42 protein-coding genes are annotated in these 24,428 nt (G+C 44.2%); 5 read left to right on the top strand and 37 right to left on the bottom strand.

What is annotated here, in order from left to right; all coding sequences use genetic code 11:
* Positions 1 to 155: 155 nt before the first annotated feature.
* The gene (locus PSI17_RS11875) at positions 156 to 710 is read left to right on the top strand and encodes a gamma carbonic anhydrase family protein (protein WP_273552160.1); all 555 of its coding nucleotides are present in this window, start codon (positions 156 to 158) and stop codon (positions 708 to 710) included.
* Here the strand turns inward: PSI17_RS11875 and PSI17_RS11870 are convergent.
* Genes PSI17_RS11870 through dprA form a run of 5 tightly spaced genes read right to left on the bottom strand, consistent with a single transcriptional unit; the run spans position 677 to position 4,044 of the window.
* Positions 677 to 946, bottom strand: coding sequence for a DUF1488 domain-containing protein (locus PSI17_RS11870; protein ID WP_273552159.1), 270 nt, complete (start codon positions 944 to 946; stop codon positions 677 to 679). The genes PSI17_RS11875 and PSI17_RS11870 overlap by 34 nt on opposite strands.
* Positions 943 to 1,767 (bottom strand): shikimate dehydrogenase, encoded by an 825-nt coding sequence (gene aroE, locus PSI17_RS11865; RefSeq protein ID WP_273552158.1) that lies wholly within the window; start codon positions 1,765 to 1,767, stop codon positions 943 to 945. Before aroE ends, PSI17_RS11870 begins: the two co-directional genes overlap by 4 nt.
* 6 nt (positions 1,768 to 1,773) lie before the next feature.
* Entirely contained in the window at positions 1,774 to 2,343 is a 570-nt protein-coding gene (gene tsaC, locus PSI17_RS11860; RefSeq protein WP_273552157.1) for an L-threonylcarbamoyladenylate synthase type 1 TsaC, read from the bottom strand.
* Between the two features lies 1 nt (position 2,344).
* Positions 2,345 to 2,896, bottom strand: a complete 552-nt coding sequence (locus PSI17_RS11855) for a DNA topoisomerase family protein (protein WP_273552156.1) — start codon at positions 2,894 to 2,896, stop codon at positions 2,345 to 2,347.
* A 59-nt stretch (positions 2,897 to 2,955) separates the two neighbouring features.
* Positions 2,956 to 4,044 (bottom strand): DNA-protecting protein DprA, encoded by a 1,089-nt coding sequence (gene dprA, locus PSI17_RS11850; protein WP_273552155.1) that lies wholly within the window; start codon positions 4,042 to 4,044, stop codon positions 2,956 to 2,958.
* A 133-nt stretch (positions 4,045 to 4,177) separates the two neighbouring features.
* On the opposite strand from dprA, the gene def reads away from it, so the two are divergent.
* From def to trkA, 4 genes are all read left to right on the top strand, one after another.
* Positions 4,178 to 4,690, top strand: a complete 513-nt coding sequence (def, locus tag PSI17_RS11845) for a peptide deformylase (protein ID WP_273552154.1) — start codon at positions 4,178 to 4,180, stop codon at positions 4,688 to 4,690.
* 24 nt (positions 4,691 to 4,714) lie between these two features.
* Positions 4,715 to 5,662 carry a methionyl-tRNA formyltransferase gene (gene fmt, locus PSI17_RS11840; protein ID WP_273552153.1) on the top strand — a complete coding sequence of 316 codons (948 nt, stop codon included), beginning with the start codon at positions 4,715 to 4,717 and terminating at the stop codon, positions 5,660 to 5,662.
* A gap of 83 nt (positions 5,663 to 5,745) precedes the next feature.
* On the top strand, positions 5,746 to 7,035 hold the full coding sequence (rsmB, locus tag PSI17_RS11835; protein ID WP_273552152.1) for a 16S rRNA (cytosine(967)-C(5))-methyltransferase RsmB: 1,290 nt from the start codon (positions 5,746 to 5,748) through the stop codon (positions 7,033 to 7,035).
* 92 nt (positions 7,036 to 7,127) lie between these two features.
* The gene (gene trkA, locus PSI17_RS11830) at positions 7,128 to 8,504 is read left to right on the top strand and encodes a Trk system potassium transporter TrkA (protein WP_045968075.1); all 1,377 of its coding nucleotides are present in this window, start codon (positions 7,128 to 7,130) and stop codon (positions 8,502 to 8,504) included.
* A 47-nt stretch (positions 8,505 to 8,551) separates the two neighbouring features.
* Here the strand turns inward: trkA and PSI17_RS11825 are convergent, their stop codons facing one another.
* The 32 genes from PSI17_RS11825 to bfd all read right to left on the bottom strand — a co-directional run bounded on the left by PSI17_RS11825 (position 8,552) and on the right by bfd (position 24,177).
* The gene (locus PSI17_RS11825; RefSeq protein WP_273552151.1) at positions 8,552 to 8,752 is read right to left on the bottom strand and encodes an alternative ribosome-rescue factor A; all 201 of its coding nucleotides are present in this window, start codon (positions 8,750 to 8,752) and stop codon (positions 8,552 to 8,554) included.
* Positions 8,753 to 8,838: 86 nt separating this feature from the next.
* A complete protein-coding gene (zntR, locus tag PSI17_RS11820) occupies positions 8,839 to 9,252 on the bottom strand; it encodes a Zn(2+)-responsive transcriptional regulator (protein ID WP_273552150.1) in 414 nt (137 codons plus the stop codon).
* Positions 9,253 to 9,426: 174 nt separating this feature from the next.
* A complete protein-coding gene (rplQ, locus tag PSI17_RS11815) occupies positions 9,427 to 9,819 on the bottom strand; it encodes a 50S ribosomal protein L17 (RefSeq protein WP_045968068.1) in 393 nt (130 codons plus the stop codon).
* A 40-nt stretch (positions 9,820 to 9,859) separates the two neighbouring features.
* A complete protein-coding gene (locus tag PSI17_RS11810) occupies positions 9,860 to 10,849 on the bottom strand; it encodes a DNA-directed RNA polymerase subunit alpha (protein ID WP_038269634.1) in 990 nt (329 codons plus the stop codon).
* Positions 10,850 to 10,874: 25 nt separating this feature from the next.
* Entirely contained in the window at positions 10,875 to 11,495 is a 621-nt protein-coding gene (rpsD, locus tag PSI17_RS11805) for a 30S ribosomal protein S4 (RefSeq protein ID WP_273552149.1), read from the bottom strand.
* 36 nt (positions 11,496 to 11,531) lie between these two features.
* Complete coding sequence (gene rpsK / locus PSI17_RS11800) at positions 11,532 to 11,921, bottom strand: 30S ribosomal protein S11 (RefSeq protein WP_004388621.1); 390 nt, start codon at positions 11,919 to 11,921, stop codon at positions 11,532 to 11,534.
* A gap of 15 nt (positions 11,922 to 11,936) precedes the next feature.
* Positions 11,937 to 12,293, bottom strand: coding sequence for a 30S ribosomal protein S13 (gene rpsM, locus PSI17_RS11795; protein WP_038269629.1), 357 nt, complete (start codon positions 12,291 to 12,293; stop codon positions 11,937 to 11,939).
* Between the two features lie 148 nt (positions 12,294 to 12,441).
* Positions 12,442 to 12,558, bottom strand: coding sequence for a 50S ribosomal protein L36 (gene rpmJ, locus PSI17_RS11790; RefSeq protein ID WP_045968063.1), 117 nt, complete (start codon positions 12,556 to 12,558; stop codon positions 12,442 to 12,444).
* A 33-nt stretch (positions 12,559 to 12,591) separates the two neighbouring features.
* Entirely contained in the window at positions 12,592 to 13,923 is a 1,332-nt protein-coding gene (gene secY / locus PSI17_RS11785) for a preprotein translocase subunit SecY (protein ID WP_273552148.1), read from the bottom strand.
* 7 nt (positions 13,924 to 13,930) lie between these two features.
* Positions 13,931 to 14,365, bottom strand: coding sequence for a 50S ribosomal protein L15 (gene rplO, locus PSI17_RS11780; RefSeq protein WP_045960137.1), 435 nt, complete (start codon positions 14,363 to 14,365; stop codon positions 13,931 to 13,933).
* 3 nt (positions 14,366 to 14,368) lie between these two features.
* On the bottom strand, positions 14,369 to 14,548 hold the full coding sequence (gene rpmD / locus PSI17_RS11775; RefSeq protein WP_045968059.1) for a 50S ribosomal protein L30: 180 nt from the start codon (positions 14,546 to 14,548) through the stop codon (positions 14,369 to 14,371).
* A 5-nt stretch (positions 14,549 to 14,553) separates the two neighbouring features.
* Positions 14,554 to 15,054 carry a 30S ribosomal protein S5 gene (gene rpsE / locus PSI17_RS11770; protein WP_036773468.1) on the bottom strand — a complete coding sequence of 167 codons (501 nt, stop codon included), beginning with the start codon at positions 15,052 to 15,054 and terminating at the stop codon, positions 14,554 to 14,556.
* 14 nt (positions 15,055 to 15,068) lie between these two features.
* Entirely contained in the window at positions 15,069 to 15,422 is a 354-nt protein-coding gene (gene rplR / locus PSI17_RS11765; protein WP_198691373.1) for a 50S ribosomal protein L18, read from the bottom strand.
* Positions 15,423 to 15,431: 9 nt separating this feature from the next.
* Positions 15,432 to 15,965, bottom strand: coding sequence for a 50S ribosomal protein L6 (gene rplF / locus PSI17_RS11760; protein WP_045968054.1), 534 nt, complete (start codon positions 15,963 to 15,965; stop codon positions 15,432 to 15,434).
* A gap of 14 nt (positions 15,966 to 15,979) precedes the next feature.
* Entirely contained in the window at positions 15,980 to 16,372 is a 393-nt protein-coding gene (gene rpsH / locus PSI17_RS11755) for a 30S ribosomal protein S8 (protein ID WP_038240479.1), read from the bottom strand.
* 35 nt (positions 16,373 to 16,407) lie between these two features.
* Positions 16,408 to 16,713, bottom strand: coding sequence for a 30S ribosomal protein S14 (gene rpsN / locus PSI17_RS11750; protein WP_010847489.1), 306 nt, complete (start codon positions 16,711 to 16,713; stop codon positions 16,408 to 16,410).
* A gap of 12 nt (positions 16,714 to 16,725) precedes the next feature.
* Positions 16,726 to 17,265, bottom strand: a complete 540-nt coding sequence (gene rplE / locus PSI17_RS11745) for a 50S ribosomal protein L5 (RefSeq protein WP_273552147.1) — start codon at positions 17,263 to 17,265, stop codon at positions 16,726 to 16,728.
* Positions 17,266 to 17,278: 13 nt separating this feature from the next.
* On the bottom strand, positions 17,279 to 17,593 hold the full coding sequence (gene rplX / locus PSI17_RS11740; RefSeq protein WP_038240483.1) for a 50S ribosomal protein L24: 315 nt from the start codon (positions 17,591 to 17,593) through the stop codon (positions 17,279 to 17,281).
* 10 nt (positions 17,594 to 17,603) lie between these two features.
* Positions 17,604 to 17,975 (bottom strand): 50S ribosomal protein L14, encoded by a 372-nt coding sequence (gene rplN, locus PSI17_RS11735; protein ID WP_010847486.1) that lies wholly within the window; start codon positions 17,973 to 17,975, stop codon positions 17,604 to 17,606.
* Positions 17,976 to 18,150: 175 nt separating this feature from the next.
* Positions 18,151 to 18,405, bottom strand: a complete 255-nt coding sequence (gene rpsQ / locus PSI17_RS11730; protein WP_011148786.1) for a 30S ribosomal protein S17 — start codon at positions 18,403 to 18,405, stop codon at positions 18,151 to 18,153.
* Entirely contained in the window at positions 18,405 to 18,596 is a 192-nt protein-coding gene (rpmC, locus tag PSI17_RS11725; protein ID WP_086113938.1) for a 50S ribosomal protein L29, read from the bottom strand. Before rpmC ends, rpsQ begins: the two co-directional genes overlap by 1 nt.
* Positions 18,596 to 19,006 (bottom strand): 50S ribosomal protein L16, encoded by a 411-nt coding sequence (gene rplP / locus PSI17_RS11720; RefSeq protein ID WP_038252494.1) that lies wholly within the window; start codon positions 19,004 to 19,006, stop codon positions 18,596 to 18,598. Before rplP ends, rpmC begins: the two co-directional genes overlap by 1 nt.
* A 12-nt stretch (positions 19,007 to 19,018) precedes the next feature.
* Entirely contained in the window at positions 19,019 to 19,720 is a 702-nt protein-coding gene (gene rpsC, locus PSI17_RS11715; RefSeq protein WP_074021480.1) for a 30S ribosomal protein S3, read from the bottom strand.
* 17 nt (positions 19,721 to 19,737) lie between these two features.
* Positions 19,738 to 20,070, bottom strand: coding sequence for a 50S ribosomal protein L22 (gene rplV, locus PSI17_RS11710; RefSeq protein ID WP_010847481.1), 333 nt, complete (start codon positions 20,068 to 20,070; stop codon positions 19,738 to 19,740).
* Between the two features lie 14 nt (positions 20,071 to 20,084).
* Complete coding sequence (gene rpsS, locus PSI17_RS11705; protein ID WP_011148791.1) at positions 20,085 to 20,363, bottom strand: 30S ribosomal protein S19; 279 nt, start codon at positions 20,361 to 20,363, stop codon at positions 20,085 to 20,087.
* Positions 20,364 to 20,377: 14 nt separating this feature from the next.
* Complete coding sequence (gene rplB / locus PSI17_RS11700; RefSeq protein WP_045960144.1) at positions 20,378 to 21,202, bottom strand: 50S ribosomal protein L2; 825 nt, start codon at positions 21,200 to 21,202, stop codon at positions 20,378 to 20,380.
* 19 nt (positions 21,203 to 21,221) lie between these two features.
* On the bottom strand, positions 21,222 to 21,524 hold the full coding sequence (gene rplW / locus PSI17_RS11695) for a 50S ribosomal protein L23 (protein WP_038269605.1): 303 nt from the start codon (positions 21,522 to 21,524) through the stop codon (positions 21,222 to 21,224).
* The gene (gene rplD / locus PSI17_RS11690; protein WP_273552146.1) at positions 21,521 to 22,126 is read right to left on the bottom strand and encodes a 50S ribosomal protein L4; all 606 of its coding nucleotides are present in this window, start codon (positions 22,124 to 22,126) and stop codon (positions 21,521 to 21,523) included. The genes rplW and rplD overlap by 4 nt, the downstream gene beginning before the upstream one ends.
* 16 nt (positions 22,127 to 22,142) lie before the next feature.
* The gene (rplC, locus tag PSI17_RS11685; protein ID WP_273552145.1) at positions 22,143 to 22,775 is read right to left on the bottom strand and encodes a 50S ribosomal protein L3; all 633 of its coding nucleotides are present in this window, start codon (positions 22,773 to 22,775) and stop codon (positions 22,143 to 22,145) included.
* A 32-nt stretch (positions 22,776 to 22,807) separates the two neighbouring features.
* On the bottom strand, positions 22,808 to 23,119 hold the full coding sequence (gene rpsJ / locus PSI17_RS11680; RefSeq protein ID WP_001181005.1) for a 30S ribosomal protein S10: 312 nt from the start codon (positions 23,117 to 23,119) through the stop codon (positions 22,808 to 22,810).
* Positions 23,120 to 23,429: 310 nt separating this feature from the next.
* The gene (gene bfr, locus PSI17_RS11675; protein WP_273552144.1) at positions 23,430 to 23,906 is read right to left on the bottom strand and encodes a bacterioferritin; all 477 of its coding nucleotides are present in this window, start codon (positions 23,904 to 23,906) and stop codon (positions 23,430 to 23,432) included.
* A gap of 76 nt (positions 23,907 to 23,982) precedes the next feature.
* The gene (gene bfd, locus PSI17_RS11670; RefSeq protein WP_273552143.1) at positions 23,983 to 24,177 is read right to left on the bottom strand and encodes a bacterioferritin-associated ferredoxin; all 195 of its coding nucleotides are present in this window, start codon (positions 24,175 to 24,177) and stop codon (positions 23,983 to 23,985) included.
* Positions 24,178 to 24,428 lie beyond the last annotated feature (251 nt).

Genomic DNA, 24,428 nt, shown 5'->3' with positions numbered 1-24,428 from the left:
TTTTCAAGTGAGCATTTTTTGCTCTTTTTAATATAAAAACCATTCAAATAGACCAAAATTAATGCAATTTATTTCATTACATGGCGTTTTTCCTCTATAACATTTCGATATAATTGTTTCTATAATTACTATCTGCTCTACTGCTTGAGGTTTTTATGTCCACTGTTTTACGTCAATATCTAAATTTCTATCCTCAAATTGGTCAAAAAGTTCTTTTAGACTCCTCTTCTGTTGTCATTGGAGATGTCAGATTGGCAGATAATGTCAGTATCTGGCCCCTTGTAGTTATTCGGGGGGATGTAAACTATGTCTCAATTGGCTCACGCACAAACATTCAAGATGGCTCTGTTTTACATGTGACTCATCAATCTTCTGATAATCCAAATGGCTTCCCACTAATCATTGGCGAAGACGTCACCGTAGGTCATAGGGCAATGCTGCATGGATGTAAAATTGGAAATCGAGTCTTAGTTGGCATGGGTTCCATCTTACTTGATGGAGTAACTATTGAAGACGATGTTGTGATTGGAGCCGGTAGCCTAGTCCCCCCAGGAAAAAAATTAGAAAGCGGCTATCTGTATGTCGGTAGCCCTGCCAAACAAGTGAGAAAACTCAAACCTGAAGAATTGGAAGGGCTGCTTTATTTCGCTAATAATTACGCTCGCTGGAAAGATAACTACTTATCAACACAATCTGAAAGCAAGGAGTAACGCCCAAATTGATCATCATGCCCACTCAAAATGACCGTTTCAAATTCTTCTTCCAAATCCCAGCGATGTTGGCGAAACAAATCGAGTGGATGATGATCCTTACCATAACGCTTTATTATTTCATCAGAACTGATTATACATTCCACCAACAAGCCATCCACCATTGCTGGGAATATCACCTTATTTTCTATCTCATCCCATTCTTCACGATCTGGAAATTGAATTGATTGGTTCATGCGTGTAATTCCCGTCTCAAGTCAGTTAAAACCGGTTCTATTTCGGGAAATACACCATGCCACAACTCAAAAGAATATGCAGCTTGCCCCACCAACATTCCTAAACCATCCGCCAAACGTGAAACTCCATTTTGATGGGCAAACGTCAGGAAAGGAGTTAATCCACGCTGGTAATACATGTCGTAGCACACACTATCATTTTGGAAAATCAACGGAGAAATAACCGGAATTTGTCCATCAAGACCAGCAGCGGTTGCATTAATGATAATATCAAAATCTGGAGTAATAAGACCAAGGGCGCTCATTTCAACGGCTCGGATAGCTCCCCGTAAAGAAAATGTATTTGCGATTACTTGAGCACGTTCAAATGTACGGTTAGTGATAGTGATTGAACAACCTCGTGATAACAAAGGAGATAATACACCCTTCGCAGCTCCGCCAGCGCCTATGATCAGAATTTTCTGTCCTTGAGAAAGGAACTTGAGCCGCTGCAAGTCCACCAATAATCCCATTCCATCGGTGTTATCACCAAGCAGCCGGTTTCCCTCTATCCGTTTTAATGTATTAACTGCCCCACAGATATTTGCTCGTTCAGTTAATTCATCTGAGCATTTATAGGCCCTCTCTTTAAAAGGAACGGTGATATTTGCCCCTAAGCCACCTTGTTCAAAAAAATGCGCTAAGGTTTGCTCAAAGTTATTTACCGGAGCAAGTACTCTCCCATATTGATGTTCGATACCTGTTTGTTCAGCAAACAATCGGTGAATATAAGGAGATTTACTATGTGCGACTGGATTACCAAAAACCGCGAACTTATCCATGATTACCTATCCTTGCCGATACAATTTGCCAGTTAAAGCATCCCTGATTTCTGATGGATTCTTACGCCCACCAACTTCTCCTTCTAAAATTGGAACACGATTTCCAAATTGCTGCCGCACTTCTTCCACACTACGGCATGGTTCTAATCCGCTAAGATTTGCACTGGTCGAAACAAGTGGTTTTTCATACATAGCGCATAGTTGCTTAACCAAAGGATGATCCGTAACTCGAACGGCCAATGTTGAAAACTTGCCAGTCAACCATTTTGGTGTGGTTGCTTTCGCAGGTATTACCCATGTAACAGGACCAGGCCAAGATGAGAATATGGCTTCTTTCTGTATATCATTTAGCTGTTCATCATCAATATAAGGACATAACCTCTCATAATTATCAGCGACAAGAATTAACCCTTTTTCCCAAGGCCTATTCTTCAACGCTAATAGCTCTTGCGCTGCATTTTCACTGTCTGGATCACATCCTAACCCAAAAACAGCTTCAGTCGGGTAAGCAATGACTTTTTCTTCTTTTAAGGCCGTGATCACTGCATCAAATACCAGTGAGATTTCGTGACTCATTTCATTTCTCTATTTCATTAGCTTGCTGCTTGCTACACAATTTACTGGCACAAAATAGTTTTACGCCTTGGGAAGTGCGCTTTTCTATTAACAATGGGTAGTGACAAAACATGCATTCTCCTGGGATGGGCTTATTGTTAAGTGCAAACTGACACTCTGGATAGCGATTACAGGAATGGAATGTTTTACCAAAACGAGATTTACGCTGGAGTAATTTTCCTTGCTGGCATTGAGGACAATTAATTGATGTATCGTCTGGTTTATCAATTAATTCTGTATGTTCACATTCAGGATAATGACTACAGCCAATGAACATGCCATAACGCCCTTGACGTAAGACTAAAGTGAAACCACATTTCGGACAAATTTGCCCATCCAGTTCTTTAACAATATGCCCATCTACTTGTGTTTTCAAAGGACGAAGATAATGACAAGACGGATAACTGGAACACGCATAAAATGGGCCATGATCCCCATGACGGATCACCAACTCAGCATTACACTCAGGGCAATGCTCTATTTCTCTTATAGCAAAAGGCACTTTCTTAGACATATCTCACTCGCTGAATATCGGTAGCCACCATAACATTGGAAAAATCACAAATTACATAGCTAATTAGTCCGGACATACCCACCAGCAACAACAGCAACTTTTCCCATAAGCTCCAATTCCAATAATTTGGTCATAACTTCTGTAACAGGCAGGGAAGAGCGCTGGGCAATCACATCAATAGGGGTAACTTCATTACTTACGTTAACCAGCACATCCACAAATGGCAACTCTGTTTGTTCAAATTGTTTATTTTCCTCCTCCTGACCTTTTACTTCGACATTAACCCATTGAAACGATGAACTAATATGTTCCATGATATCCATTACATTCGTTGCCAAATAAGCCCCTTGTTTGATCAACCAATGATTACCTTCGTTTGCAGGAGTTCCTAATGGGCCAGGTAATGCAAAAATGTCTCGCCCTTGTTCAAGAGCGCAGCGAGCTGTAATCAGTGATCCACTATTTTTGTGGGCTTCCACAATGAGAAGAGCCAAACTTAACCCACTAATAATTCGATTTCGCCTTGGAAAATGCTTGGCTTTAGGTGGGGCATCAGGAAAAAATTCGGAAACTAATGCACCGTTTTCTTGAATATGTCTGGCCAAAAATTTATGCCTACTGGGATAGATATTATCCAGCCCACTACCAAGTACCGCTATTGTTTTCCCTCCCGAATCCAATGCCGCTTGATGGCAGATACCATCAATACCAATCGCCAGTCCACTCGTCACCACCAGATTATTTTTAGCCAAATCACTGGCAAATATCTTTCCCCATTTTTCGCCATAGAAAGTTGCTGCTCTACTGCCAACTATTGAAATCTGCTTTTGAGATAAGGCCGATACATCGCCTGCAACAAAAAGAACAAGAGGTGGAGAATGTATTTGCTTTAATAAAGGTGGATATGCGGGGTGAGAAAACGTCAGCAAATAATGATCTGGTTGCTCTAACCAATTGAGCGCTGAAATCAGTACGGAGGAGCTAGCCTTCATAAATTGCAAGCATTGTGCGGATGACAGGCCACATGTTTTAAGAGAGGATATACTACAATTTTTGGTCTGTAACAGGCGATCCATAATAAGCATGGCCTTCGCTACTGAAAGATGAGAGACCATTTTCATTCTTAACCACATTTCCATCGCTTCCATATCGTCATCCTGACTTGAAATTGAGAGCCACCCTCTCATGATTAATTTATGTTCGATACTGTCAATCTAAATGGGAAATGTCTAGAATAGACCCCAATTATCACTCACTTTTTGGATGCAGTTCTAAACATATATGTCAGTTTTACAAATATTACATTATCCAGACGAGCGACTTCGCACAATTGCTAAGCCAGTAGAAAAAGTCGATGCAGAAATTCAGCGTATCATTGATGATATGTTTGAAACGATGTATGACGAGGAAGGTATCGGTTTAGCAGCAACACAAGTCGATATACATCAGAGAATTATTGTCATTGACGTCTCTGAGAATCGTGATCAACGTCTTGTTCTGATTAACCCGGAATTGATTGATGAAACTGGTGAAACAGGAATAGAAGAAGGTTGTTTATCTGTTCCTGAGCAGCGTGGATTTGTACCTCGTTTTGAGCAAGTAAAAATTAAGGCGTTAGATTATCACGGTCAACCATTTGAGTTAAATGCCGACGGGTTACTGGCCATTTGTATTCAGCATGAAATGGATCACTTGATCGGTAAACTCTTTGTTGATTATTTATCACCATTAAAACGCCAACGTATCCGTCAGAAAGTTGAAAAAGTTAACCGACTGAGAGTCAAAAACAAATAATTTTTATTATCGCAGGAAATAACAGTGCCTGATTCTTTACGTATTATTTTTGCCGGAACGCCTGATTTCGCGGCTCACCATCTGGCTGCTTTATTAAACTCTCAACATCAAGTTGTTGGAGTGCTCACTCTACCAGACAAACCGGCAGGAAGAGGTAAAAAACTGACACCAAGTCCTGTAAAGGTATTGGCTGAAGAACATGATGTTGCGGTTTTCCAGCCAAAAACCTTACGTACAGAAGAAAGCCAGCAATGGGTCATGGAGCAACAAGCTGATATCATGATCGTTGTTGCCTATGGATTAATTCTTCCTCAAGCCATTTTGGATATACCGCGTCTGGGATGCTTGAATGTCCACGGTTCTTTGCTACCTCGCTGGCGTGGTGCAGCGCCTATTCAGCGCTCAATTTGGGCTGGTGACCAAGAAACTGGCGTAACGATCATGCAAATGGATGCGGGGCTTGATACTGGTAATATGCTACTGAAAGCTATTTGCCCAATTACAAATGAAGATACTAGTGCCAGCTTATATGAAAAACTTGCCGATATTGGCCCAAAAGCCTTACTCAGCACTTTAAGTTTGATCACATCGGGAAAATGTCAGCCCGAAGTTCAAGAGAGCGCACTTACAACCTACGCCGAAAAACTGAGTAAAGATGAAGCAAAGGTCGATTGGAATTTACCTGCGACCCAAATTGAGCGCTGTGTTCGTGCTTTCAACCCTTGGCCCATGAGCTTCTTCTTAATTGATGATCAGCCAATTAAAATTTGGCAATCAGAAGCCATCACCGAGCAAACAACCCAAGCTCCCGGAACAATTATCAGCGCAGATAAAAAAGGTATTCAAATTGCAACTACAGATGGGATATTAAATATTACTCAGTTGCAACCACCCGGCAAGAAAGCAATGTCGGCCGCCGATCTCCTGAACTCCAAACGTGAGTGGTTTACACCCGGTAACAAAATCAACTGATATTAACTTTGCCTGAATGTTTTTAGCATCTTGGCTTCTTCCTATTTACCATGCTGACGAAAGTCAGCTTTTTTGACCATACCATGAAAAATACATATAACCTGAGAAGCGTCGCTGCAAAAGCAATCACTCAAGTGCTTGATCAAGGGCAATCCCTCAACACCGTTATACCCGAACTCCAACAAAAAGTTTCTGATAAAGATAAAGCGTTGCTACAAGAGATTTGCTTTGGTGTGATGAGAGTATTACCTCAGCTTGAGTGGTTTATCAGTCAGCTGATGGCAAAGCCACTGAAAGGAAAACAACGTATTTTCCACTATCTAATCATGGTTGGTATATATCAACTTATATATACACGTATACCTGCACATGCTGCACTTGCTGAAACCGTCAATGGGGCAACTAACTTAAAACGACCACAATTGAAAGGCGTAATTAATGGTGTCCTTCGCCAGTTTCAGCGCCAACAACAAGCATTAATCGAACGGGCAAATAGTCATATTAGTCAGCATTTACATCCCAAATGGTTGCTAGAAAGCATCCAAAAAGCATATCCACAAAATTGGCAAACTATAGTGGATGCCAACAACCAAAAACCACCTATGTGGTTGCGAGTGAACCAACTCCATCATACAGTTAACGAATATCTTGCATTATTAGAAGAAGCTAATATAGAAGCAGAATTGGATATCAACCATTCTTATGCTATTCGTCTTCTTAATCCCTGCCCTGTCAATGCACTACCCGGATTTAGTCAAGGGTGGGTCACTATTCAGGATCGCTCCGCGCAAGGATGTGCTGAACTCTTAAGCCCATGTGACGGAGAATCTATACTGGATCTTTGCGCCGCACCTGGTGGAAAAACGACTCATATACTCGAAATAGCACCAAAATCTAAAGTTCTCGCGATCGATATTGATGAACAACGAATTAAACGAGTGAAAGAGAATTTACAACGGCTTAATTTACACGCTGCCGTCAAAACAGGCGATGGGCGCCTCCCACATGAATGGGCTGCTGATGAACAATTTGATCGTATTCTTCTTGATGCGCCATGTTCTGCCACGGGGGTCATTCGCCGTCACCCTGACATAAAATGGCTACGCAGGAATGAAGATATTGATCAATTAGTTACATTACAATCTGAAATACTTGATGCTATCTGGCCATACTTAAAACGAAATGGCACACTAGTTTATGCTACCTGTTCAATTTTGCCTCAGGAAAATAGTGAGCAAATAACAGCATTTTTGACCCGTCATCCCGATGCAGTATTATCAGAAACAGGTAATTCAAATATGCCCGGAACGCAAATTATTCCAGAAGTTACGGGTGGTGACGGTTTCTTTTATGCTCGGCTAACTAAGCAATGATACGCCCTCTCGTTCCAACAGAACGAGGGAATTTTATGGTTTTGCTAAAATATCAAGAATAGAAAACGGCTTCCAATCAAGAAGAGAACGCTATGAAGATAATCATTTTGGGTGCTGGCCAAGTTGGTGGAACATTAGCCGAGAATTTAGTTGATGAAAACAATGATATTACTGTCGTTGATACCGATACAGATCGTCTACGCCAGTTACAAGACAAATTTGATCTCCGAGTTGTCAATGGCCATGGTTCCCACCCTAAGGTATTGAGGGAAGCTGGGGCTGAAGACGCTGATATGTTGGTCGCAGTCACAAATTCAGATGAAACCAATATGATCGCATGTCAAATTGCTTATTCTCTATTTAACACGCCTAATAAAGTCGCCAGGATACGCTCATCAGAATATATACGAGAATCAGAGAAATTATTCCAACCTGATGATATTCCTATTGATTATCTAATATCTCCCGAGCAATTAGTCATTGATTACATCTATAAATTGATTCAATACCCAGGAGCATTACAAGTTGTTAATTTTGCTGAAGGGCGTGTCAGTATTGTCGCGGTTAAGGCTTATTATGGTGGTTCACTGGTAGGCAATGCTTTATCCTCACTCCGAGAGCATATGCCGCATATCGATAGCAAAGTTGCTGCAATATTTCGCCAAGATCGTCCCATTAGACCACAAGGTTCAACAATTATTGAAGCTGGAGATGAAGTCTTTTTCGTTGCTGCATCACAACATATCAGGGCAGTAATGAGCGAATTACAACGCCTTGAAAAACCATATAAACGCATCATGATTGTTGGGGGTGGTAATGTTGGTGCAGGTTTAGCCTTGCGACTTGAGAAAGATTACAGCGTCAAATTAATCGAACATAACCAAGAAAGAGCCACTGAATTAGCTGAACTATTGCACGATACCATTGTGTTCTATGGTGATGCTTCCGACCAAGAGTTGCTAGCTGAAGAACATATTGAGCAGGTTGACGTTTTTATAGCGCTAACGAATGATGATGAAGCCAATATTATGTCAGCCATGCTTGCAAAACGGATGGGGGCCAAAAAAGCAATGGTTCTTATTCAACGCAGTGCATATGTTGATTTAGTCCAAGGTGGGGTCATTGATATTGCAATTTCACCTCAACAAGCTACAGTATCGGCGTTGCTTGGTCATGTCCGTAAAGCAGATATTGTCAGTGTGTTCTCATTAAGAAGGGGAGTTGCTGAAGCTATCGAGGCCATAGCGCATGGCGATGAACATACTTCAAAAGTTGTTGGGCGTAAGATAGGTGATATCAAATTACCACCAGGGACAACAATAGGCGCCATTGTCCGCAATGAAGAAGTCATCATTGCTAATGATTACAGTATCATTCAACAAGGCGATCATGTAATCATGTTTATCACTGACAAAAAATTCGTTCCTGAAGTGGAAAAACTTTTCCAACCTAGTCCTTTCTTCCTATAAAAACATCAGCCCGAACTCTCAGATATTGATATTATCCACTTAAGAAACTAGAAGGCCAATGATAACAACTTGAAAAAATTGTTATCATTGGCCTCCCAACCACACTTTTTATCTTGTTTTTCTTTACGATTATAACTCCCTTTACCTTTTTTATTTTTTTCTACTCTCTGTCTGAACAAGGGATCGTGTAATAGGGCTTCTATAGCATTATCTTTAATAACGCCTTTTTTATGGCGATATGTTGTCATGATGACCTCTAAGTTAATTGATAAAATAATATTCTGATTAAAAACAGTGCAATTGTACTCTTAGTACTTAAAATAATAAAGAAAAGTTATCTATTTGTCGCACCTTCTTCCAATATTTCCAATATAGAACAATATGTACTGACGTGCATACTACCACAACAAGCATCACTCAACATTTTCAAAGAATCGCGCATTTTCTGCATTTCTAATAATTTTTCTTCAACTTCCCGCAATCTAGAATCAACAATATGTTTTGATTCCTGACATGTATGGTGCTCAGGATCAACTCGGATAGATAATAGTTCGACAATAGCTTCCAGTGTAAAACCTAATTGTTTTGCATAACGAATAAAACGCAATCGCTGTAGATCCTGTGCAGTATAGAGCCTATAACCACCTTCCGTTCTTTCTCCATGGAACATTAATCCTTGTTTTTCATAAAAACGGATAGTGTCAGGTGTCACACCTGCTAATTTAGCCAATTGACCGATACGATACATAGAATTCTCCTATCAAGTAGTCAATAAGCACAATACTACCAGAATAGGTTAAGAGATCACCTGCACAGGGAAAATTTGCAGATTCATTGATAAGTATAAGATGGAGGTTAGAGGATCAAAATTATAAGGCAATAAAAAACCGGGATAATACCCGGTTTTTTACGCTCCTACAGATTACTCTGCAGATGCTGCTTCTGTCTGAGACTCTGCTGCACGGTCAACAAGCTCGATGTATGCCATCGGTGCATTGTCACCAGTACGGAAGCCACACTTCAGAATACGAGTGTAACCACCTGCACGGCTCGCAAAACGCGGACCCAGTTCATTAAACAGTTTTGCCACGATCTCGTTATCACGAGTGCGGGCGAATGCCAGCCGACGATTAGCTACGCTGTCGGTCTTGGCAAGAGTAATCAGCGGCTCAACGACGCGACGCAGTTCTTTCGCTTTAGGCAAAGTCGTCTTGATGATTTCATGACGAACCAAAGAACCTGCCATGTTACGGAACATAGCTTGGCGATGGCTGCTGTTGCGGTTCAATTGACGACCACTCTTACGATGGCGCATGACCTTATCCTTCTCAGTAAAACCTTAACCTGTGATCTAGTTATTCATCAGCAATACTTGCTGGTGGCCAGTTTTCCAGACGCATGCCCAGAGAAAGTCCACGTGAAGCCAGTACGTCTTTAATCTCAGTAAGAGATTTTTTACCCAAGTTAGGTGTCTTAAGTAACTCAACTTCAGTACGCTGTACCAGATCACCGATGTAGTGGATAGCTTCTGCTTTGAGGCAGTTAGCAGAGCGGACAGTCAATTCCAGATCGTCAACAGGGCGCAGCAGGATCGGATCAAACTCTGGCTTCTCTTCTTTAACTTCTGGTTGACGTACGTCACGTAAGTCAACGAAAGCTTCTAGTTGTTCAGCCAGAATGGTAGCTGCACGGCGAATCGCCTCTTCAGGATCGATTGTACCGTTAGTTTCCATCTCGATAACCAGCTTATCCAAGTCAGTACGCTGTTCTACACGAGCTGCTTCAACATTGTAGGCAATACGCTCTACTGGGCTATAGCAAGCATCTACTAACAAACGACCGATAGGGCGCTCATCTTCTTCCGAATGAATTCGGGCAGAAGCCGGCACATATCCACGACCGCGCTGAACTTTAATACGCATACTAATGGAAGCGCTTTCGTCAGTCAGATGGCAGATTACGTGCTGCGGCTTGACGATTTCGACATCACCATCATGGATGATGTCGGCTGCAGTCACAGGGCCAATGCCAGATTTATTCAAAGTAAGGATAACTTCATCTTTACCCTGAACTTTCACCGCCAGCCCTTTCAGATTGAGGAGAATCTCCAGGATATCTTCCTGTACACCTTCTTTGGTGCTGTACTCATGCAGTACACCATCAATCTCAACCTCAGTCACCGCACAACCCGGCATAGACGAAAGCAGAATACGGCGCAGTGCGTTGCCAAGAGTATGGCCAAAGCCACGCTCTAATGGCTCAAGGGTCACCTTGGCGTGCGTCGAACTGACTTGCTCGATATCTACCAGGCGCGGTTTTAGAAACTCTGTCACAGAACCCTGCATTGTGTCCTCTCTTTGGTGCTAAGCTTTACTTGGAGTAAAGCTCGACGATCAGGTGTTCGTTAATGTCAGCGGATAGATCAGTACGTTCAGGAATACGCTTGAACATACCTTCCATCTTCGCAGCATCAACTTCCAACCAAGTTGGTTTCTCACGCTGCTCAGCCAGCTCTAAGGCTGCTTTAATGCGAGCCTGCTTCTTCGCTTTTTCACGAACGCTGACTACGTCATTCGGGGATACCTGATAAGAAGCAATGTTAACAACGCGACCATTTACCGTGATAGCCTTGTGACTTACCATCTGACGTGCTTCAGCACGAGTGGCGCCAAAACCCATACGATAAACGACGTTATCCAAGCGACTTTCCAGCAAGTTCAGCAGGTTTTCACCTGTGTTGCCTTTCAGACGGGTAGCTTCTTTATAGTAGTTACGGAATTGACGTTCCAGAACACCGTAAATACGACGAACTTTTTGTTTTTCACGTAACTGTACACCATAGTCAGACAGACGCGGCTTACGTGCGCCATGCTGACCTGGTGCTTGTTCTAATTTACACTTGGTGTCAATCGCGCGAACGCCAGACTTTAGGAAAAGGTCTGTACCCTCGCGACGGCTCAGCTTGAGCTTAGGACCCAAATATCTTGCCATTTTCTTTCTCCAACAATCCTAAAAAACGAAAACGTATTAAACGCGACGTTTTTTCGGTGGGCGACAACCGTTATGAGGGATCGGAGTCACATCAGTAATATTCGTGATGCGGAAACCAGCCGCATTTAATGCGCGGATAGTTGACTCACGGCCAGGACCAGGTCCTTTAACCATAACTTCCAGATTCTTAATTCCGTATTCTTTTACTGCTTCAGCGCAGCGCTCTGCCGCAACCTGAGCTGCAAACGGAGTAGACTTACGAGAACCACGGAAACCGGAACCACCGGCAGTTGCCCAACCCAATGCGTTACCCTGACGATCAGTAATAGTAACGATAGTGTTGTTGAAAGAAGCATGGATATGAGCCACACCGTCAGAGACTTGTTTTCTTACACGCTTACGTGCACGAACAGGTGCTTTTGCCATTATTCAATACCCCGATTATTTCTTGATCGGCTTACGCGGACCCTTACGGGTACGTGCATTGGTCTTAGTTCGCTGACCGCGAACAGGCAGACCACGACGATGACGCAAACCACGATAGCAACCAAGGTCCATCAGACGTTTGATACTCAGGGTTACTTCACGACGCAGATCACCTTCTACAACGTATTTGGCAACTTCGTCACGCAGCTTGTCAATTTGCTCTTCAGACAGCTCACTGATCTTAACATTTTCAGCAATACCCGCTGCTACACAGATTGCTTGTGAGCGGGTTTTACCGATACCATAGATCGAAGTTAATGCGATCACAGTATGTTTCTGATCAGGAATGTTAATGCCTGCTATACGGGCCACTATGCACTCCTACAATATTTATTCACTGCAACATCATTCTGAAAAGCCCGTTTTCAGGATACTCAAATAATGTTGCTGTCAGATAAAAAAGATTGGCTGGCTAATTTAGCCAGCTCAACCCAACTTTGCAAGAAAAATATGCGATTAATTAGCCTTGGCGCTGTTTGTGCTTAGGCTCTGCATTGCAGATCACGCGAACGATACCGTTACGCTTAACGATTTTGCAATTGCGGCATAATTTCTTGACGGAAGCACGAACTTTCATTTTTACTCTCCGTAACTTCTCAAGCAAACCATATTAGCGGTTATACCCTTTCAGGTTTGCCTTCTTCAATGCAGACTCATACTGACTTGACATCATCAGAGTTTGCACTTGAGCCATAAAGTCCATGATGACGACAACTACAATCAGTAGTGAAGTACCACCAAAATAGAATGGAACTTTCATTGCGTCACGCATGAACTCCGGGATTAAGCAGATAAAAGTAATATATAACGCACCAATTAAGGTTAGACGAGTCATTACTTTATCAATGTACTTAGCCGTTTGCTCTCCCGGACGAATTCCTGGTACGAATGCACCGGACTTCTTCAGGTTATCTGCTGTTTCTCTTGGATTGAAAACCAAAGCCGTGTAGAAGAAACAGAAGAAGATGATTGCAGATGCGTATAATAACACATAAAGCGGTTGACCTGGTTGCAAATACATAGAAATAGTTGTCAACCAATTCCAGCCTGTTCCGCCACCAAACCAAGAGGCTATAGTACCAGGGAACAAAATAATACTGGAAGCAAAGATTGCAGGGATAACCCCAGCCATATTCACTTTCAACGGCAAATGTGTGCTTTGTGCCGCGAAAACTTTGCGACCTTGCTGACGTTTCGCGTAGTTAACAACGATACGACGTTGACCACGCTCAATGAAAACAACGAAGAAAGTTACGGCAAACACTAATACTGCAACCAACAGCAACAGGAGGAAGTGCAGGTCGCCTTGCCGAGCTTGCTCGATGGTGTGACCAATTGCAGGCGGTAAACCTGCAACGATACCAGCAAAGATTATGATTGAAATACCGTTACCGATACCCCGCTCAGTAATCTGCTCACCCAGCCACATCAAGAACATGGTTCCCGTGACCAGACTTACAACAGCCGTGAAATAGAATGCAAAACCAGGATTAATCACTAACCCTTGCATTCCAGGCATATTCGGCAACCCAGTCGCAATACCGATTGATTGGAATATCGCCAGCACTAATGTGCCATAACGGGTGTACTGACTGATCTTACGACGACCAGCTTCCCCTTCCTTCTTAATCTCTGCTAGACGGGGGTTAACCACGGTCAGCAACTGGATAATAATAGACGCAGAAATATACGGCATTATACCCAATGCAAAGATAGAAGCACGGCTTAAAGCACCACCAGAGAACATGTTAAACATTTCAATGATGGTGCCTCTTTGCTGCTCGAGCAATTTGGCAAGCACAGTGGCATCAATACCAGGGATTGGAATAAAAGAGCCAATACGGAAAACAATTAGAGCTCCAATGACAAACAAAAGTCTGCGTTTTAACTCGCCTAATCCGCCTTTGGCACTTTGAAAATCTAATCCTGGTTGTTTAGCCATCTGTTACTTATTCCTCAATTTTACCGCCAGCAGCTTCAATTGCAGCGCGGGCGCCTTTAGTAACACGCAAGCCACGCACAGTTACTGCGCGATTGACTTCGCCAGAAAGCATTACTTTAGCGAATTCAATTTGAGGGCCAATAATGTTAGCAGCTTTCAGTGCATTCAGATCGATAACATCGCCTTCAACGCGGGCAAAGTCAGACAGACGAATTTCTGCGGTAACCATTGCCTTACGTGAAGTGAAACCAAATTTTGGCAGACGACGATATAAAGGCATCTGGCCGCCTTCAAAACCACGACGAACGCCACCGCCAGAACGAGATTTCTGACCTTTGTGACCACGACCGCCAGTTTTGCCCAAACCAGAACCGATACCACGACCTACACGTTTAGGTGCATGCTTAGCACCTTCAGCCGGAGACAGAGTATTTAAGCGCATCTGTTACTCCTCAACTTTAACCATATAGGAAACCAAGTTGACCATACCGCGAATCGCTGGTGTATCTTCACGCTCAACAGTATGTCCAATGCGACGCAGGCCTAAACCAGTCAGAGTTGCCTTATGTTTAGGCAAACGACCAATTGAGCTGCGAACCTGAGTAATTTTAATAGTCTTAGCCATGGTCGTTACCCCAGAATTTCTTCGACGGATTTGCCACGCTTAGCTGCGACCATTTCTGGAGACTTCATGCTGTCTAAAGCATCCAGTGTTGCACGAACCACGTTGATCGGGTTAGTGGAACCGTAGGTTTTAGCCAGTACGTTACGAACTCCAGCCACTTCCAGAACAGCACGCATCGCACCACCGGCGATGATACCTGTACCTTCGTGGGCAGGCTGCATGAACACGCGAGAACCGGTGTGTGAGCCTTTCACTGGATGGTGCAGAGTGCCGCTGTTAAGTGCGACGGTTTTCATATTGCGACGTGCTTTTTCCATCGCTTTCTGGATCGCTGCCGGAACTTCGCGTGCTTTGCCGTAACCAAAACCAACGCGACCGTTACCATCACCAACTACAGTCAGTGCTGTAAAGCTGAAAATACGGCCACCTTTAACGGTTTTAGATACGCGGTTTACCGCGATCAGCTTTTCCTGCAGTTCGCCAGCTTGTTTTTCGATGTGAGCCATCTTACACCTCTACCTTAGAACTGAAGGCCAGCTTCACGGGCAGCATCTGCCAGTGCCTGGACTCTACCATGATATTGGAAACCAGAACGGTCAAAGGATACATCTTTGATACCTTTTTCCAGAGCACGTTCAGCAACAATCTTACCAACTAATGCTGCGGCTTCTTTGTTTCCAGTAAATTTCAGTTGTTCACTGATAGCTTTTTCTGTTGTAGAAGCGGCCACCAGAGTTTCAGAACCATTTGGTGCGATAACCTGCGCATAAATATGGCGAGGGGTACGGTGTACCACCAGGCGAGTTGCACCAAGTTCCTGGAGCTTGCGGCGTGCGCGGGTCGCACGACGGATACGAGCTACTTTCTTATCCATAGTGTTACCTTACTTCTTCTTAGCCTCTTTGGTACGCACGATTTCATCGGCGTAACGAACACCCTTGCCTTTATATGGCTCAGGACGACGATAGGCACGCAGATCTGCCGCAACCTGACCAATCACCTGTTTATCAGCACCTTTCAGTACGATTTCAGTTTGTGATGGACACTCCGCAGTTATGCCTGCTGGCAGCTGATGTTCAACCGGATGCGAGAAGCCTAAAGACAAACTAACTGCGTTGCCTTTAACTGCTGCACGGTAACCAACACCAACCAGCTGAAGTTTCTTAGTGAAACCTTCGTTCACACCAATAACCATTGCATTCAGCAGAGAACGAGTTGTACCTGCCTGCGCCCAAGCGTCAGCAAAACCTTCGCGTGGAGCGAAAGTCAGTTGGTTATCCGCATGATTAACTTCAACTGCGTTGTGGATTGTACGACTTAGCTCGCCGTTTTTACCCTTAATCGAAATAACCTGACCGTCGAGTTTGACCTCTACGCCGGCAGGAATGACGACGGGTGCCTTTGCAACACGAGACATTCTTTCCTCCCGAATTAAGCTACGTAGCAGAGAATTTCGCCACCCAGACCAGCCTGGCGAGCTGCACGATCAGTCATTACACCTTTAGAGGTAGAAACAACAGCGATTCCCAAGCCAGCCATAACTTGTGGCAGCTCATCTTTTTTCTTATAGATGCGCAGACTTGGGCGGCTTACACGCTGAATACTTTCTACAACAGCCTTACCTTGGAAATACTTCAAAGTGATTTCCAGTTCTGGCTTAGTGTCGCCTTCGATTTTAAAATCTTCAATGTAACCTTCTTCCTTCAGCACCTTGGCAATTGCCACTTTCAGCTTGGAGGAAGGCATGGTGACCGCAACTTTATTCGCGGCCTGACCGTTACGGATACGGGTCAGCATATCCGCGATCGGATCTTGCATGCTCATCTGTCTTTACTCCCGTGATTCAATTGGTGACAATTTTACCAGCTAGCCTTTTTAAGGCCCGGGATTTCACCGCGCATAGCGGCTTCACGGACTTTAATACGGCTCAACCCAAACTTCCGCAAAAATGCATGCGGACGCCCAGTTTGACGGCAGCGATTACGCTGACGGCAAGGACTGGAATCACGTGGCAGTGTTTGCAGCTTAAGAACAGCATTCCAACGGTCTTCATCAGATGCGTTTACATCAGAGATGATCGCTTTCAGTTCAACGCGTTTTGCGAAGAATTTCTCAGCTAATTTCGCACGTTTTACATCGCGTGCTTTCATTGATTGCTTAGCCATGAGTACCCTGCCTTACTTGCGGAACGGGAAGTTAAACGCAGCCAACAGTGCGCGGCCTTCATCATCAGATTTCGCAGTCGTGGTGATAGTAATATCCAAACCACGTACACGATCCACTTTATCGTAATCGATTTCAGGGAAGATGATTTGCTCACGAACACCCATGCTGTAGTTACCACGGCCATCAAATGATTTAGCGGATAAACCACGGAAGTCACGGATACGTGGTACAGCAATAGAAATCAGGCGCTCAAAGAACTCCCACATGCGTTTTCCACGCAGGGTTACTTTACAGCCGATTGGATAGCCCTGACGGATTTTGAAGCCTGCAACTGATTTGCGTGCTTTGGTGATCAATGGCTTCTGACCAGAGATTGCTGTCAAATCAGCTGCTGCGTTATCCAACAGCTTTTTGTCAGCGATTGCTTCACCAACACCCATGTTCAGGGTGATCTTCTCGACCCGAGGGACTTGCATGACAGAATGGTAACCAAACTGAGACATCAGTTTCTGGACTACCTCGTCTTTGTAGTAATCATGCAGTTTCGCCATCGTATACTCCAAATTACTTGATAGTTTCGTTGTTAGATTTGAAGAAACGTACTTTTTTGCCGTCTTCGAATCTAAAACCTACACGGTCAGCCTTGCTGGTTGCTGCGTTGAAGATTGCAACGTTAGAAACATTAATAGCTGCTTCTTTTTCAACGATGCCACCTGGTTGGTTCAGAGCCGGAACTGGCTTCTGATGTTTTTTAACCAGATTGATACCTTCAACGATAACTTTACCAGAAGAAAGAACCTGTTTTACTTTACCGCGCTTACCTTTGTCTTTACCAGTCAGCACGATAATTTCGTCATCACGACGGATTTTCGCTGCCATTTCCTGCTCCTTAGAGTACTTCAGGTGCCAGAGAGATAATTTTCATGAACTTTTCATTACGAAGTTCACGAGTTACCGGCCCAAAAATACGCGTACCGATAACTTGCTCACTATTGTTGTTTAACAATACACAAGCGTTGCTATCGAAGCGAATGACAGAACCGTCCGGGCGACGAACACCCTTCTTGGTGCGCACCACTACCGCTTTCAGGACATCACCTTTTTTCACTTTGCCACGAGGAATTGCTTCCTTGATAGTGATTTTGATAATGTCACCGACATGTGCGTAGCGACGGTGCGAGCCACCCAGAACCTTGATACACATTACGCGACGTGCACCGGAGTTGTCGGCCACGTTCAGCATAGTCTGTTCTTGGATCATTTTAGTGCTCCGCTAAATGTCAACTACTACTGAGCCACTTTATTTTTAAAGAAGCCGTTTCAATATCCCATACTACGAGGGCGCGGCATTATAACACCACATCTTCGCGATGGACAGAAAAATAAACGGCCCTGTTATTTTTTGGGCCGTTTATTTCGTACGAGACAACGATCTATTATAGAATCGCTTTCTCTACAACGCGAACTAAGGTCCAAGATTTAGTCTTAGACAGTGGACGGGTTTCGCGGATTTCCACTACATCACCAATTCCACATTCATTGTTCTCGTCATGTACGTGCAGTTTAGTCGTACGTTTGATGAACTTACCATACAATGGGTGTTTCACCTTACGCTCAATAGCAACAACAATGGATTTTTCCATTTTGTCGCTAACAACACGACCTTGCAGAGTACGGATTTTATCGGTCATTACGCATCCGCCTTCTCAGTCAGTAAAGTCTTAACGCGTGCAATATTACGACGCACTTGTTTCAACAGGTGAGACTGTTGCAGCTGGCCACTTGCCGCCTGCATACGCAAATTAAATTGTTCGCGTAACAGGTTCAGCAGCTCAGTGTTCAGCTCTTCAACGCTTTTTTCGCGCAGCTCTTGTGCTTTCATTACATCACCGTCTTAGTTACAAAGGTGGTTTTGATAGGCAGTTTCGCTGCTGCCAGCTTGAATGCTTCACGAGCCAGCTCTTCAGGCACACCGTCCATTTCATACAGGACTTTACCGGGCTGGATCAAGGCAACCCAATATTCTACGTTACCTTTACCTTTACCCATACGCACTTCGAGTGGCTTTTCGGTGATAGGTTTGTCTGGGAACACACGGATCCAGATTTTACCTTGACGCTTAATTGCACGGGTCATAGCACGACGTGCCGCTTCAATCTGACGAGCAGTCAGACGACCACGGCCCACAGCTTTCAGACCGAAAGTGCCGAAGCTAACATCCGTACCTGCTGCCAGACCACGGTTGCGGCCTTTGTGCACTTTACGGAATTTCGTACGCTTTGGTTGTAACATCAGCGACTCTCCTTACTTGCGGCCTTTACGCTGCTGCTTTTTAGGTTGAGCAGCCGGTTTTTCCGCCTGTTCAACTGCAGCCATACCACCCAGGATCTCACCTTTGAAGATCCATACCTTAACGCCGATTACACCATAAGTGGTGTGCGCTTCAGAAGTATTGTAGTCGATGTCCGCACGCAGAGTATGCAGAGGTACACGACCTTCACGATACCATTCAGTACGCGCGATTTCAGCACCGCCCAGACGGCCACTGACTTCCACTTTGATACCTTTAGCGCCCAAACGCATAGCGTTCTGTACAGCACGCTTCATCGCACGGCGGAACATAACACGACGTTCCAGCTGTGAGCTGATGCTGTCAGCAACCAGTTTTGCGTCCAGTTCAGGTTTACGCACTTCGGCAATATTAATCTGCGCAGGAACGCCAGCAATATTCGCTACAGCCTTACGCAGTTTTTCAACGTCTTCACCTTTTTTACCGATTACAATGCCTGGGCGAGCGGTGTGAATGGTCACACGGATGCTTTTCGCAGGACGTTCGATAACAATACGTGAAATAGATGCTTTAACCAGTTCTTTGTTCAAGTACTGGCGAACTTTAAAATCGCTGTCTAGGTTGTCAGCGAATTCTTTGGTATTCGCATACCAGGTAGAGTTCCAAGGTTTGACAATCCCCAGACGAATACCATTAGGATGTACTTTCTGACCCATTGCTAGTCTCCAGAGTCTCAGCGATCGGACACAACCACAGTAATGTGGCTGGTGCGCTTCAAGATACGATCTGCGCGGCCTTTGGCACGAGGCATAATACGCTTCATAGTTGGGCCTTCGTCTACGAAAATTTTCGTGACTTTCAGATCATCGATGTCAGCGCCATCGTTGTGTTCTGCGTTAGCAATAGCAGACTCAAGTACTTTCTTCACTAAACCAGCAGCTTTCTTGTTGGTGTAGGTCAGAGTTTCCAGAGCTTGCGACACTTTCTTACCGCGGATCAGGTCAGCCACAAGGCGAACCTTCTGAGCAGAAGAACGAGCGTGGCGATGTTTAGCGATAGTTTCCATCTCTTCCTCCTACCTTAGCGCTTTTTGGCCTTTTTATCGGCCGCATGGCCGCGATAAGTACGGGTCGGCGCGAATTCACCCAGTTTGTGACCAACCATTTCGTCGGAAACAAAAACTGGAACATGCTGACGACCATTATGGACAGCGATGGTCAAACCGATCATGTTAGGAAAGATCGTTGAACGACGGGACCAAGTCTTAATAGGCTTTTTGTCTCCGCTTTCCACCGCTTTCTCTACCTTCTTCAGCAAGTGCAGGTCAATAAATGGACCTTTCTTGAGAGAACGTGGCATGGTTTATCCTCTAATTATTTTTTAGAACGACGACGTACGATGTATTGATCAGTACGTTTGTTGCTACGGGTCTTCTTACCTTTGGTCTGGATGCCCCATGGAGTTACAGGGTGTTTACCAAAGTTACGACCTTCACCACCACCATGTGGATGGTCTACTGGGTTCATCGCCGTACCACGAACGGTAGGACGGATACCACGCCAGCGGCTTGCACCAGCTTTACCCAGAACGCGCAGCATGTGTTCTGCGTTACCAACTTCGCCTAAAGTAGCACGGCAGTCAGACAGTACTTTACGCATTTCACCAGAGCGCAGACGCAGGGTTACATAAGAACCATCACGTGCAACGATCTGAGCATAAGCACCGGCTGAACGAGCCAGCTGGCCGCCTTTACCTGGTTTCATTTCTATGTTGTGAACAGTAGAACCAACCGGGATATTGCGCATTGGCAGAGTGTTACCGGTCTTGATTGCTGAATCAGCACCAGACTGGATTTGATCACCCGCTTTCAGGCCCTTAGGCGCAAGGATGTAACGACGCTCACCGTCTTTGTACAGAACCAGTGCGATGTTTGCTGAACGGTTTGGATCATATTCCAGACGTTCAACAACAGCAGGGATACCGTCTTTGTTACGCTTGAAGTCAACCAGACGATAGTGCTGCTTATGGCCGCCACCGATGTGACGAGTGGTAATACGACCATTGTTGTTACGACCACCAGTTTTGCTGTTTTTTTCCAACAACGGAGCATAAGGCTTACCCTTATGCAGCTCAGGGTTAACCACTTTAACAACGTGGCGACGGCCCGGAGACGTAGGTTTACATTTAACAATTGCCATTGTTCTTTACTCCTCCGACTTACTCAGCGCCGCCAACGAAGTCCAAATTCTGGCCTTCTTTCAGGGTGACGTAAGCTTTTTTCCAGTCGCTACGACGACCAATACGCTGACCGTGGCGTTTAACCTTACCTTTAACCAGCAAAGTGTTTACACCTTCAACTTCAACCTCGAACAGTTTCTGTACGGCAGCTTTGATCTCTGCTTTAGTCGCGTCTTTCGCAACTTTGAGAACGATGGTGTTGCTTTTTTCCATCGCTGTAGAAGCTTTTTCAGATACGTGCGGCGCGCGCAGTACTTTTAGCAGACGTTCTTCACGGATCATGCCAGCATCTCCTCAACTTGCTTCACAGCTTCAGCAGTCATAACCACTTTGTCGAAGGCGATCAGGCTTACTGGGTCGATACCTGCTGCATCACGAACGTCAACCTTGTACAGGTTACGAGCTGCTAAGAACAGGTTCTCATCAACTTCGCCAGTGACAATCAGCACGTCTTCCAGAGCCATTTCTTTCAGTTTCTGTACCAGCAACTTAGTCTTAGGTGCTTCAACAGAAAACGTCTCGACAACGATCAGACGATCTTGACGTACCAGTTCAGACAGGATGCTTTTCAGAGCACCACGGTACATCTTTTTATTAACTTTTTGACTGTGGTCCTGTGGTTTCGCTGCGAAAGTTACACCACCAGAGCGCCAAATTGGACTCTTAATAGAACCAGAACGTGCACGGCCAGTGCCTTTTTGACGCCATGGTTTTTTACCTGAACCAGAAACTTCAGCACGAGTTTTCTGAGCACGAGTACCTTGACGAGCACCAGCTGCATACGCAACAACTACTTGATGCACAAGCGCTTCATTGAAATCACGCCCGAAGGTAGTTTCGGAAACAGTCAGCGCGCTTTGCGCGTCTTTCATTACCAATTCCATTCCTATCTCCTCGACGTTACGCCTTGACAGCCGGTTTTACGATCAGGTTACTGTTCGTTGCACCTGGAACAGCACCTTTGACCAGCAGCAGGTTACGCTCAGCGTCAACACGTACTACATCTAGGCTCTGAACGGTTACACGCTCATTACCCAGTTGGCCTGCCATTTTCTTGCCTTTAAATACCTTGCCCGGAGTCTGGTTCTGACCGATAGAACCCGGAACACGGTGAGACAAGGAGTTACCATGGGTAGCATCCTGAGTACGGAAGTTCCAGCGCTTAACAGTACCCGCGAAACCTTTACCTTTAGATGTACCAGTAACGTCGACTTTTTTAACGTCAGCGAAAATTTCAACGCTAATGCTTTGGCCTACAGTGAACTCTGTATCGTTTTCTGACAGACGGAATTCACGCAGGATGCGGCCAGCTTCTACGCCAGCTTTAGCGAAATGACCTGCTTCAGGTTTATTAACGCGGCTAGCTTTTTTGCTACCAGCCGTTACCTGAATTGCACGATAACCGTCAGTCTCTTTGCTTTTAACTTGAGTTACACGGTTATTTTCGATTTCGATAACAGTTACAGGGATTGAAACACCATCTTCCGTGAAGATGCGAGTCATACCCACTTTTTTACCGACTAAACCAATCATTGTTTCAACCTCTCAATCGTTCAATGACCTGATTAACCCAGGCTGATCTGCACGTCTACACCGGCAGCCAGATCCAGACGCATCAGAGCATCAACGGTTTTCTCAGTTGGCTCAACGATGTCAACCAGACGTTTGTGAGTGCGAATTTCGTACTGATCACGCGCATCTTTGTTAACGTGCGGAGAAATCAGAACGGTAAAACGCTCTTTACGAGTCGGCAGCGGGATCGGACCACGAACTTGCGCACCAGTGCGTTTCGCAGTCTCTACGATTTCCGCAGTTGATTGATCGATCAAACGGTGATCAAATGCTTTCAGGCGGATACGGATTCTTTGGTTCTGCATGAGACCAGAGCTCCAACTATTTTATAAACGTAAATGATTACTCCTCGCACCCATTTCGATTGATAGGGAAGTGTAATCGTTCTGTGTATAACTCCCATATCGGGAGTATTTTAAATGGCGGTAATTAATTCACCGCTCATTACTGATCATAAATCAGCCCTACTCTGTGTAGGTAAGCCCGCGCATTATACGTGAATTTACCCACAAAGCAAGGTTAAGAGTGAAATCTATGCAAAAAAGTACATACAAGAAAGGGGAATTGAAAGAGCGCGCCCTATATACATCAAATTATAGGGCGGCAAAATTATGGCTATGCTTCCTCGCTAAGCTGAGATTGAATATAATTCTGTATTCCAATTCGGGTTATCAGTTCAAGTTGAGTTTCCAACCAATCGATATGATTTTCTTCATCAGCAAGTACCTCTATCATCAAGTCCCTGCTGACATAATCATGAACTGAATCAGCATAGGCGATCGCTTCTCTGAGATCCTTTGTACCCCGTAGTTCTAATTCCAAATCAGATCGCAGTATTTCTTCTACATCTTCTCCGATATTGAGTTTGCCTAAGTCTTGTAAATTTGGTATCCCTTCTAGGAAAAGAATACGCTCGATAAACTTATCCGCATGCTTCATCTCATCAATGGACTCGTGATATTCGACTTCATTTAGGCGCATCAATCCCCAGTTTTTAAACATTCGGGCATGCAAGAAATATTGATTGATGGCGACAAGCTCGTTACCAAGAAGTTTATTCAAATGTGCAATTATTTTTTTATCACCTTTCATAACAAGTTCCTCCGCTTCCAGTAACTACAGTGTAGTACTAATTTGGCAGAGTAATTGCAAGAAAATTGTGTTTATTTTAGGCAACATTATCTATTGGAGGTAGCTGGGCAATCTCCTCATTCATTATTTCACGTGCTTGACGTATGCATTTTCCACAGTCGTTTCCTACAGGAACAAAGTTCCTCAACTCTCTGATAGAACGAATATGTTGCTGATGAACAGCATTACGTATGGTTTTATCGCTTATTGCATTACAGAGACAAACATACATGGAAGCACTCTTCTGACTATTTACACTCTTGATGGCTATTCAGGCCGGACAAAAGACCCATCCCAAAAATTTTTTACACTTATAAAATAAACGATATTCCAGAATAGTAAATAGAAATGAATATCATTTCAATTATTGTTTTTATTTTATTAAACAACAAAAAAACCACCGAATACAGTGGCTTCAAATAGAAAAGAGGAGCCTTGGCTCCTCTTTCATCATAATCTTTTGATAATTAAAGATTAAGCAAT

The organism is Xenorhabdus sp. IM139775 (assembly GCF_028598745.1).
In the GTDB taxonomy this organism is placed as follows: Bacteria; Pseudomonadota; Gammaproteobacteria; order Enterobacterales; family Enterobacteriaceae; genus Xenorhabdus.
This window is presented reverse-complemented; position numbering and strand designations above follow the sequence as displayed.

What these genes read in the sequence shown, in the direction of transcription:
- rplO (WP_045960137.1), bottom strand. Translation starts at nt 14,365, where the DNA reads ATGCGCTTAAATACTCTGTCTCCGGCTGAAGGTGCTAAGCATGCACCT.
- rplE (WP_273552147.1), bottom strand. Translation starts at nt 17,265, where the DNA reads ATGGCGAAACTGCATGATTACTACAAAGACGAGGTAGTCCAGAAACTG.
- dprA (WP_273552155.1), bottom strand. Translation starts at nt 4,044, where the DNA reads ATGGAAGCGATGGAAATGTGGTTAAGAATGAAAATGGTCTCTCATCTT.
- rpsD (WP_273552149.1), bottom strand. Translation starts at nt 11,495, where the DNA reads ATGGCAAGATATTTGGGTCCTAAGCTCAAGCTGAGCCGTCGCGAGGGT.
- rplQ (WP_045968068.1), bottom strand. Translation starts at nt 9,819, where the DNA reads ATGCGCCATCGTAAGAGTGGTCGTCAATTGAACCGCAACAGCAGCCAT.
- rpsE (WP_036773468.1), bottom strand. Translation starts at nt 15,054, where the DNA reads ATGGCTCACATCGAAAAACAAGCTGGCGAACTGCAGGAAAAGCTGATC.
- rpsQ (WP_011148786.1), bottom strand. Translation starts at nt 18,405, where the DNA reads ATGACCGATAAAATCCGTACTCTGCAAGGTCGTGTTGTTAGCGACAAA.
- aroE (WP_273552158.1), bottom strand. Translation starts at nt 1,767, where the DNA reads ATGGATAAGTTCGCGGTTTTTGGTAATCCAGTCGCACATAGTAAATCT.
- def (WP_273552154.1), top strand. Translation starts at nt 4,178, where the DNA reads ATGTCAGTTTTACAAATATTACATTATCCAGACGAGCGACTTCGCACA.
- rpsS (WP_011148791.1), bottom strand. Translation starts at nt 20,363, where the DNA reads ATGCCACGTTCTCTCAAGAAAGGTCCATTTATTGACCTGCACTTGCTG.
- PSI17_RS11825 (WP_273552151.1), bottom strand. Translation starts at nt 8,752, where the DNA reads ATGACAACATATCGCCATAAAAAAGGCGTTATTAAAGATAATGCTATA.
- rpsC (WP_074021480.1), bottom strand. Translation starts at nt 19,720, where the DNA reads ATGGGTCAGAAAGTACATCCTAATGGTATTCGTCTGGGGATTGTCAAA.
- rplN (WP_010847486.1), bottom strand. Translation starts at nt 17,975, where the DNA reads ATGATCCAAGAACAGACTATGCTGAACGTGGCCGACAACTCCGGTGCA.
- rpsN (WP_010847489.1), bottom strand. Translation starts at nt 16,713, where the DNA reads ATGGCTAAGCAATCAATGAAAGCACGCGATGTAAAACGTGCGAAATTA.
- rplP (WP_038252494.1), bottom strand. Translation starts at nt 19,006, where the DNA reads ATGTTACAACCAAAGCGTACGAAATTCCGTAAAGTGCACAAAGGCCGC.
- rpsH (WP_038240479.1), bottom strand. Translation starts at nt 16,372, where the DNA reads ATGAGCATGCAAGATCCGATCGCGGATATGCTGACCCGTATCCGTAAC.
- zntR (WP_273552150.1), bottom strand. Translation starts at nt 9,252, where the DNA reads ATGTATCGTATCGGTCAATTGGCTAAATTAGCAGGTGTGACACCTGAC.
- rpsK (WP_004388621.1), bottom strand. Translation starts at nt 11,921, where the DNA reads ATGGCAAAAGCACCTGTTCGTGCACGTAAGCGTGTAAGAAAACAAGTC.
- rpsJ (WP_001181005.1), bottom strand. Translation starts at nt 23,119, where the DNA reads ATGCAGAACCAAAGAATCCGTATCCGCCTGAAAGCATTTGATCACCGT.
- rplX (WP_038240483.1), bottom strand. Translation starts at nt 17,593, where the DNA reads ATGGCAGCGAAAATCCGTCGTGATGACGAAATTATCGTGCTGACTGGT.
- rplW (WP_038269605.1), bottom strand. Translation starts at nt 21,524, where the DNA reads ATGATCCGTGAAGAACGTCTGCTAAAAGTACTGCGCGCGCCGCACGTA.
- rpmC (WP_086113938.1), bottom strand. Translation starts at nt 18,596, where the DNA reads ATGAAAGCACAAGAGCTGCGCGAAAAAAGCGTTGAAGAGCTGAACACT.
- trkA (WP_045968075.1), top strand. Translation starts at nt 7,128, where the DNA reads ATGAAGATAATCATTTTGGGTGCTGGCCAAGTTGGTGGAACATTAGCC.
- PSI17_RS11875 (WP_273552160.1), top strand. Translation starts at nt 156, where the DNA reads ATGTCCACTGTTTTACGTCAATATCTAAATTTCTATCCTCAAATTGGT.
- rpmJ (WP_045968063.1), bottom strand. Translation starts at nt 12,558, where the DNA reads ATGAAAGTTCGTGCTTCCGTCAAGAAATTATGCCGCAATTGCAAAATC.
- rpmD (WP_045968059.1), bottom strand. Translation starts at nt 14,548, where the DNA reads ATGGCTAAGACTATTAAAATTACTCAGGTTCGCAGCTCAATTGGTCGT.
- secY (WP_273552148.1), bottom strand. Translation starts at nt 13,923, where the DNA reads ATGGCTAAACAACCAGGATTAGATTTTCAAAGTGCCAAAGGCGGATTA.
- rplC (WP_273552145.1), bottom strand. Translation starts at nt 22,775, where the DNA reads ATGATTGGTTTAGTCGGTAAAAAAGTGGGTATGACTCGCATCTTCACG.
- PSI17_RS11855 (WP_273552156.1), bottom strand. Translation starts at nt 2,896, where the DNA reads ATGTCTAAGAAAGTGCCTTTTGCTATAAGAGAAATAGAGCATTGCCCT.
- tsaC (WP_273552157.1), bottom strand. Translation starts at nt 2,343, where the DNA reads ATGAGTCACGAAATCTCACTGGTATTTGATGCAGTGATCACGGCCTTA.
- rplV (WP_010847481.1), bottom strand. Translation starts at nt 20,070, where the DNA reads ATGGAAACTATCGCTAAACATCGCCACGCTCGTTCTTCTGCTCAGAAG.
- bfr (WP_273552144.1), bottom strand. Translation starts at nt 23,906, where the DNA reads ATGAAAGGTGATAAAAAAATAATTGCACATTTGAATAAACTTCTTGGT.
- bfd (WP_273552143.1), bottom strand. Translation starts at nt 24,177, where the DNA reads ATGTATGTTTGTCTCTGTAATGCAATAAGCGATAAAACCATACGTAAT.
- rplB (WP_045960144.1), bottom strand. Translation starts at nt 21,202, where the DNA reads ATGGCAATTGTTAAATGTAAACCTACGTCTCCGGGCCGTCGCCACGTT.
- rplR (WP_198691373.1), bottom strand. Translation starts at nt 15,422, where the DNA reads ATGGATAAGAAAGTAGCTCGTATCCGTCGTGCGACCCGCGCACGCCGC.
- PSI17_RS11870 (WP_273552159.1), bottom strand. Translation starts at nt 946, where the DNA reads ATGAACCAATCAATTCAATTTCCAGATCGTGAAGAATGGGATGAGATA.
- PSI17_RS11810 (WP_038269634.1), bottom strand. Translation starts at nt 10,849, where the DNA reads ATGCAGGGTTCTGTGACAGAGTTTCTAAAACCGCGCCTGGTAGATATC.
- rplF (WP_045968054.1), bottom strand. Translation starts at nt 15,965, where the DNA reads ATGTCTCGTGTTGCAAAGGCACCCGTCGTCATTCCTGCCGGCGTAGAG.
- rplD (WP_273552146.1), bottom strand. Translation starts at nt 22,126, where the DNA reads ATGGAATTGGTAATGAAAGACGCGCAAAGCGCGCTGACTGTTTCCGAA.
- rsmB (WP_273552152.1), top strand. Translation starts at nt 5,746, where the DNA reads ATGAAAAATACATATAACCTGAGAAGCGTCGCTGCAAAAGCAATCACT.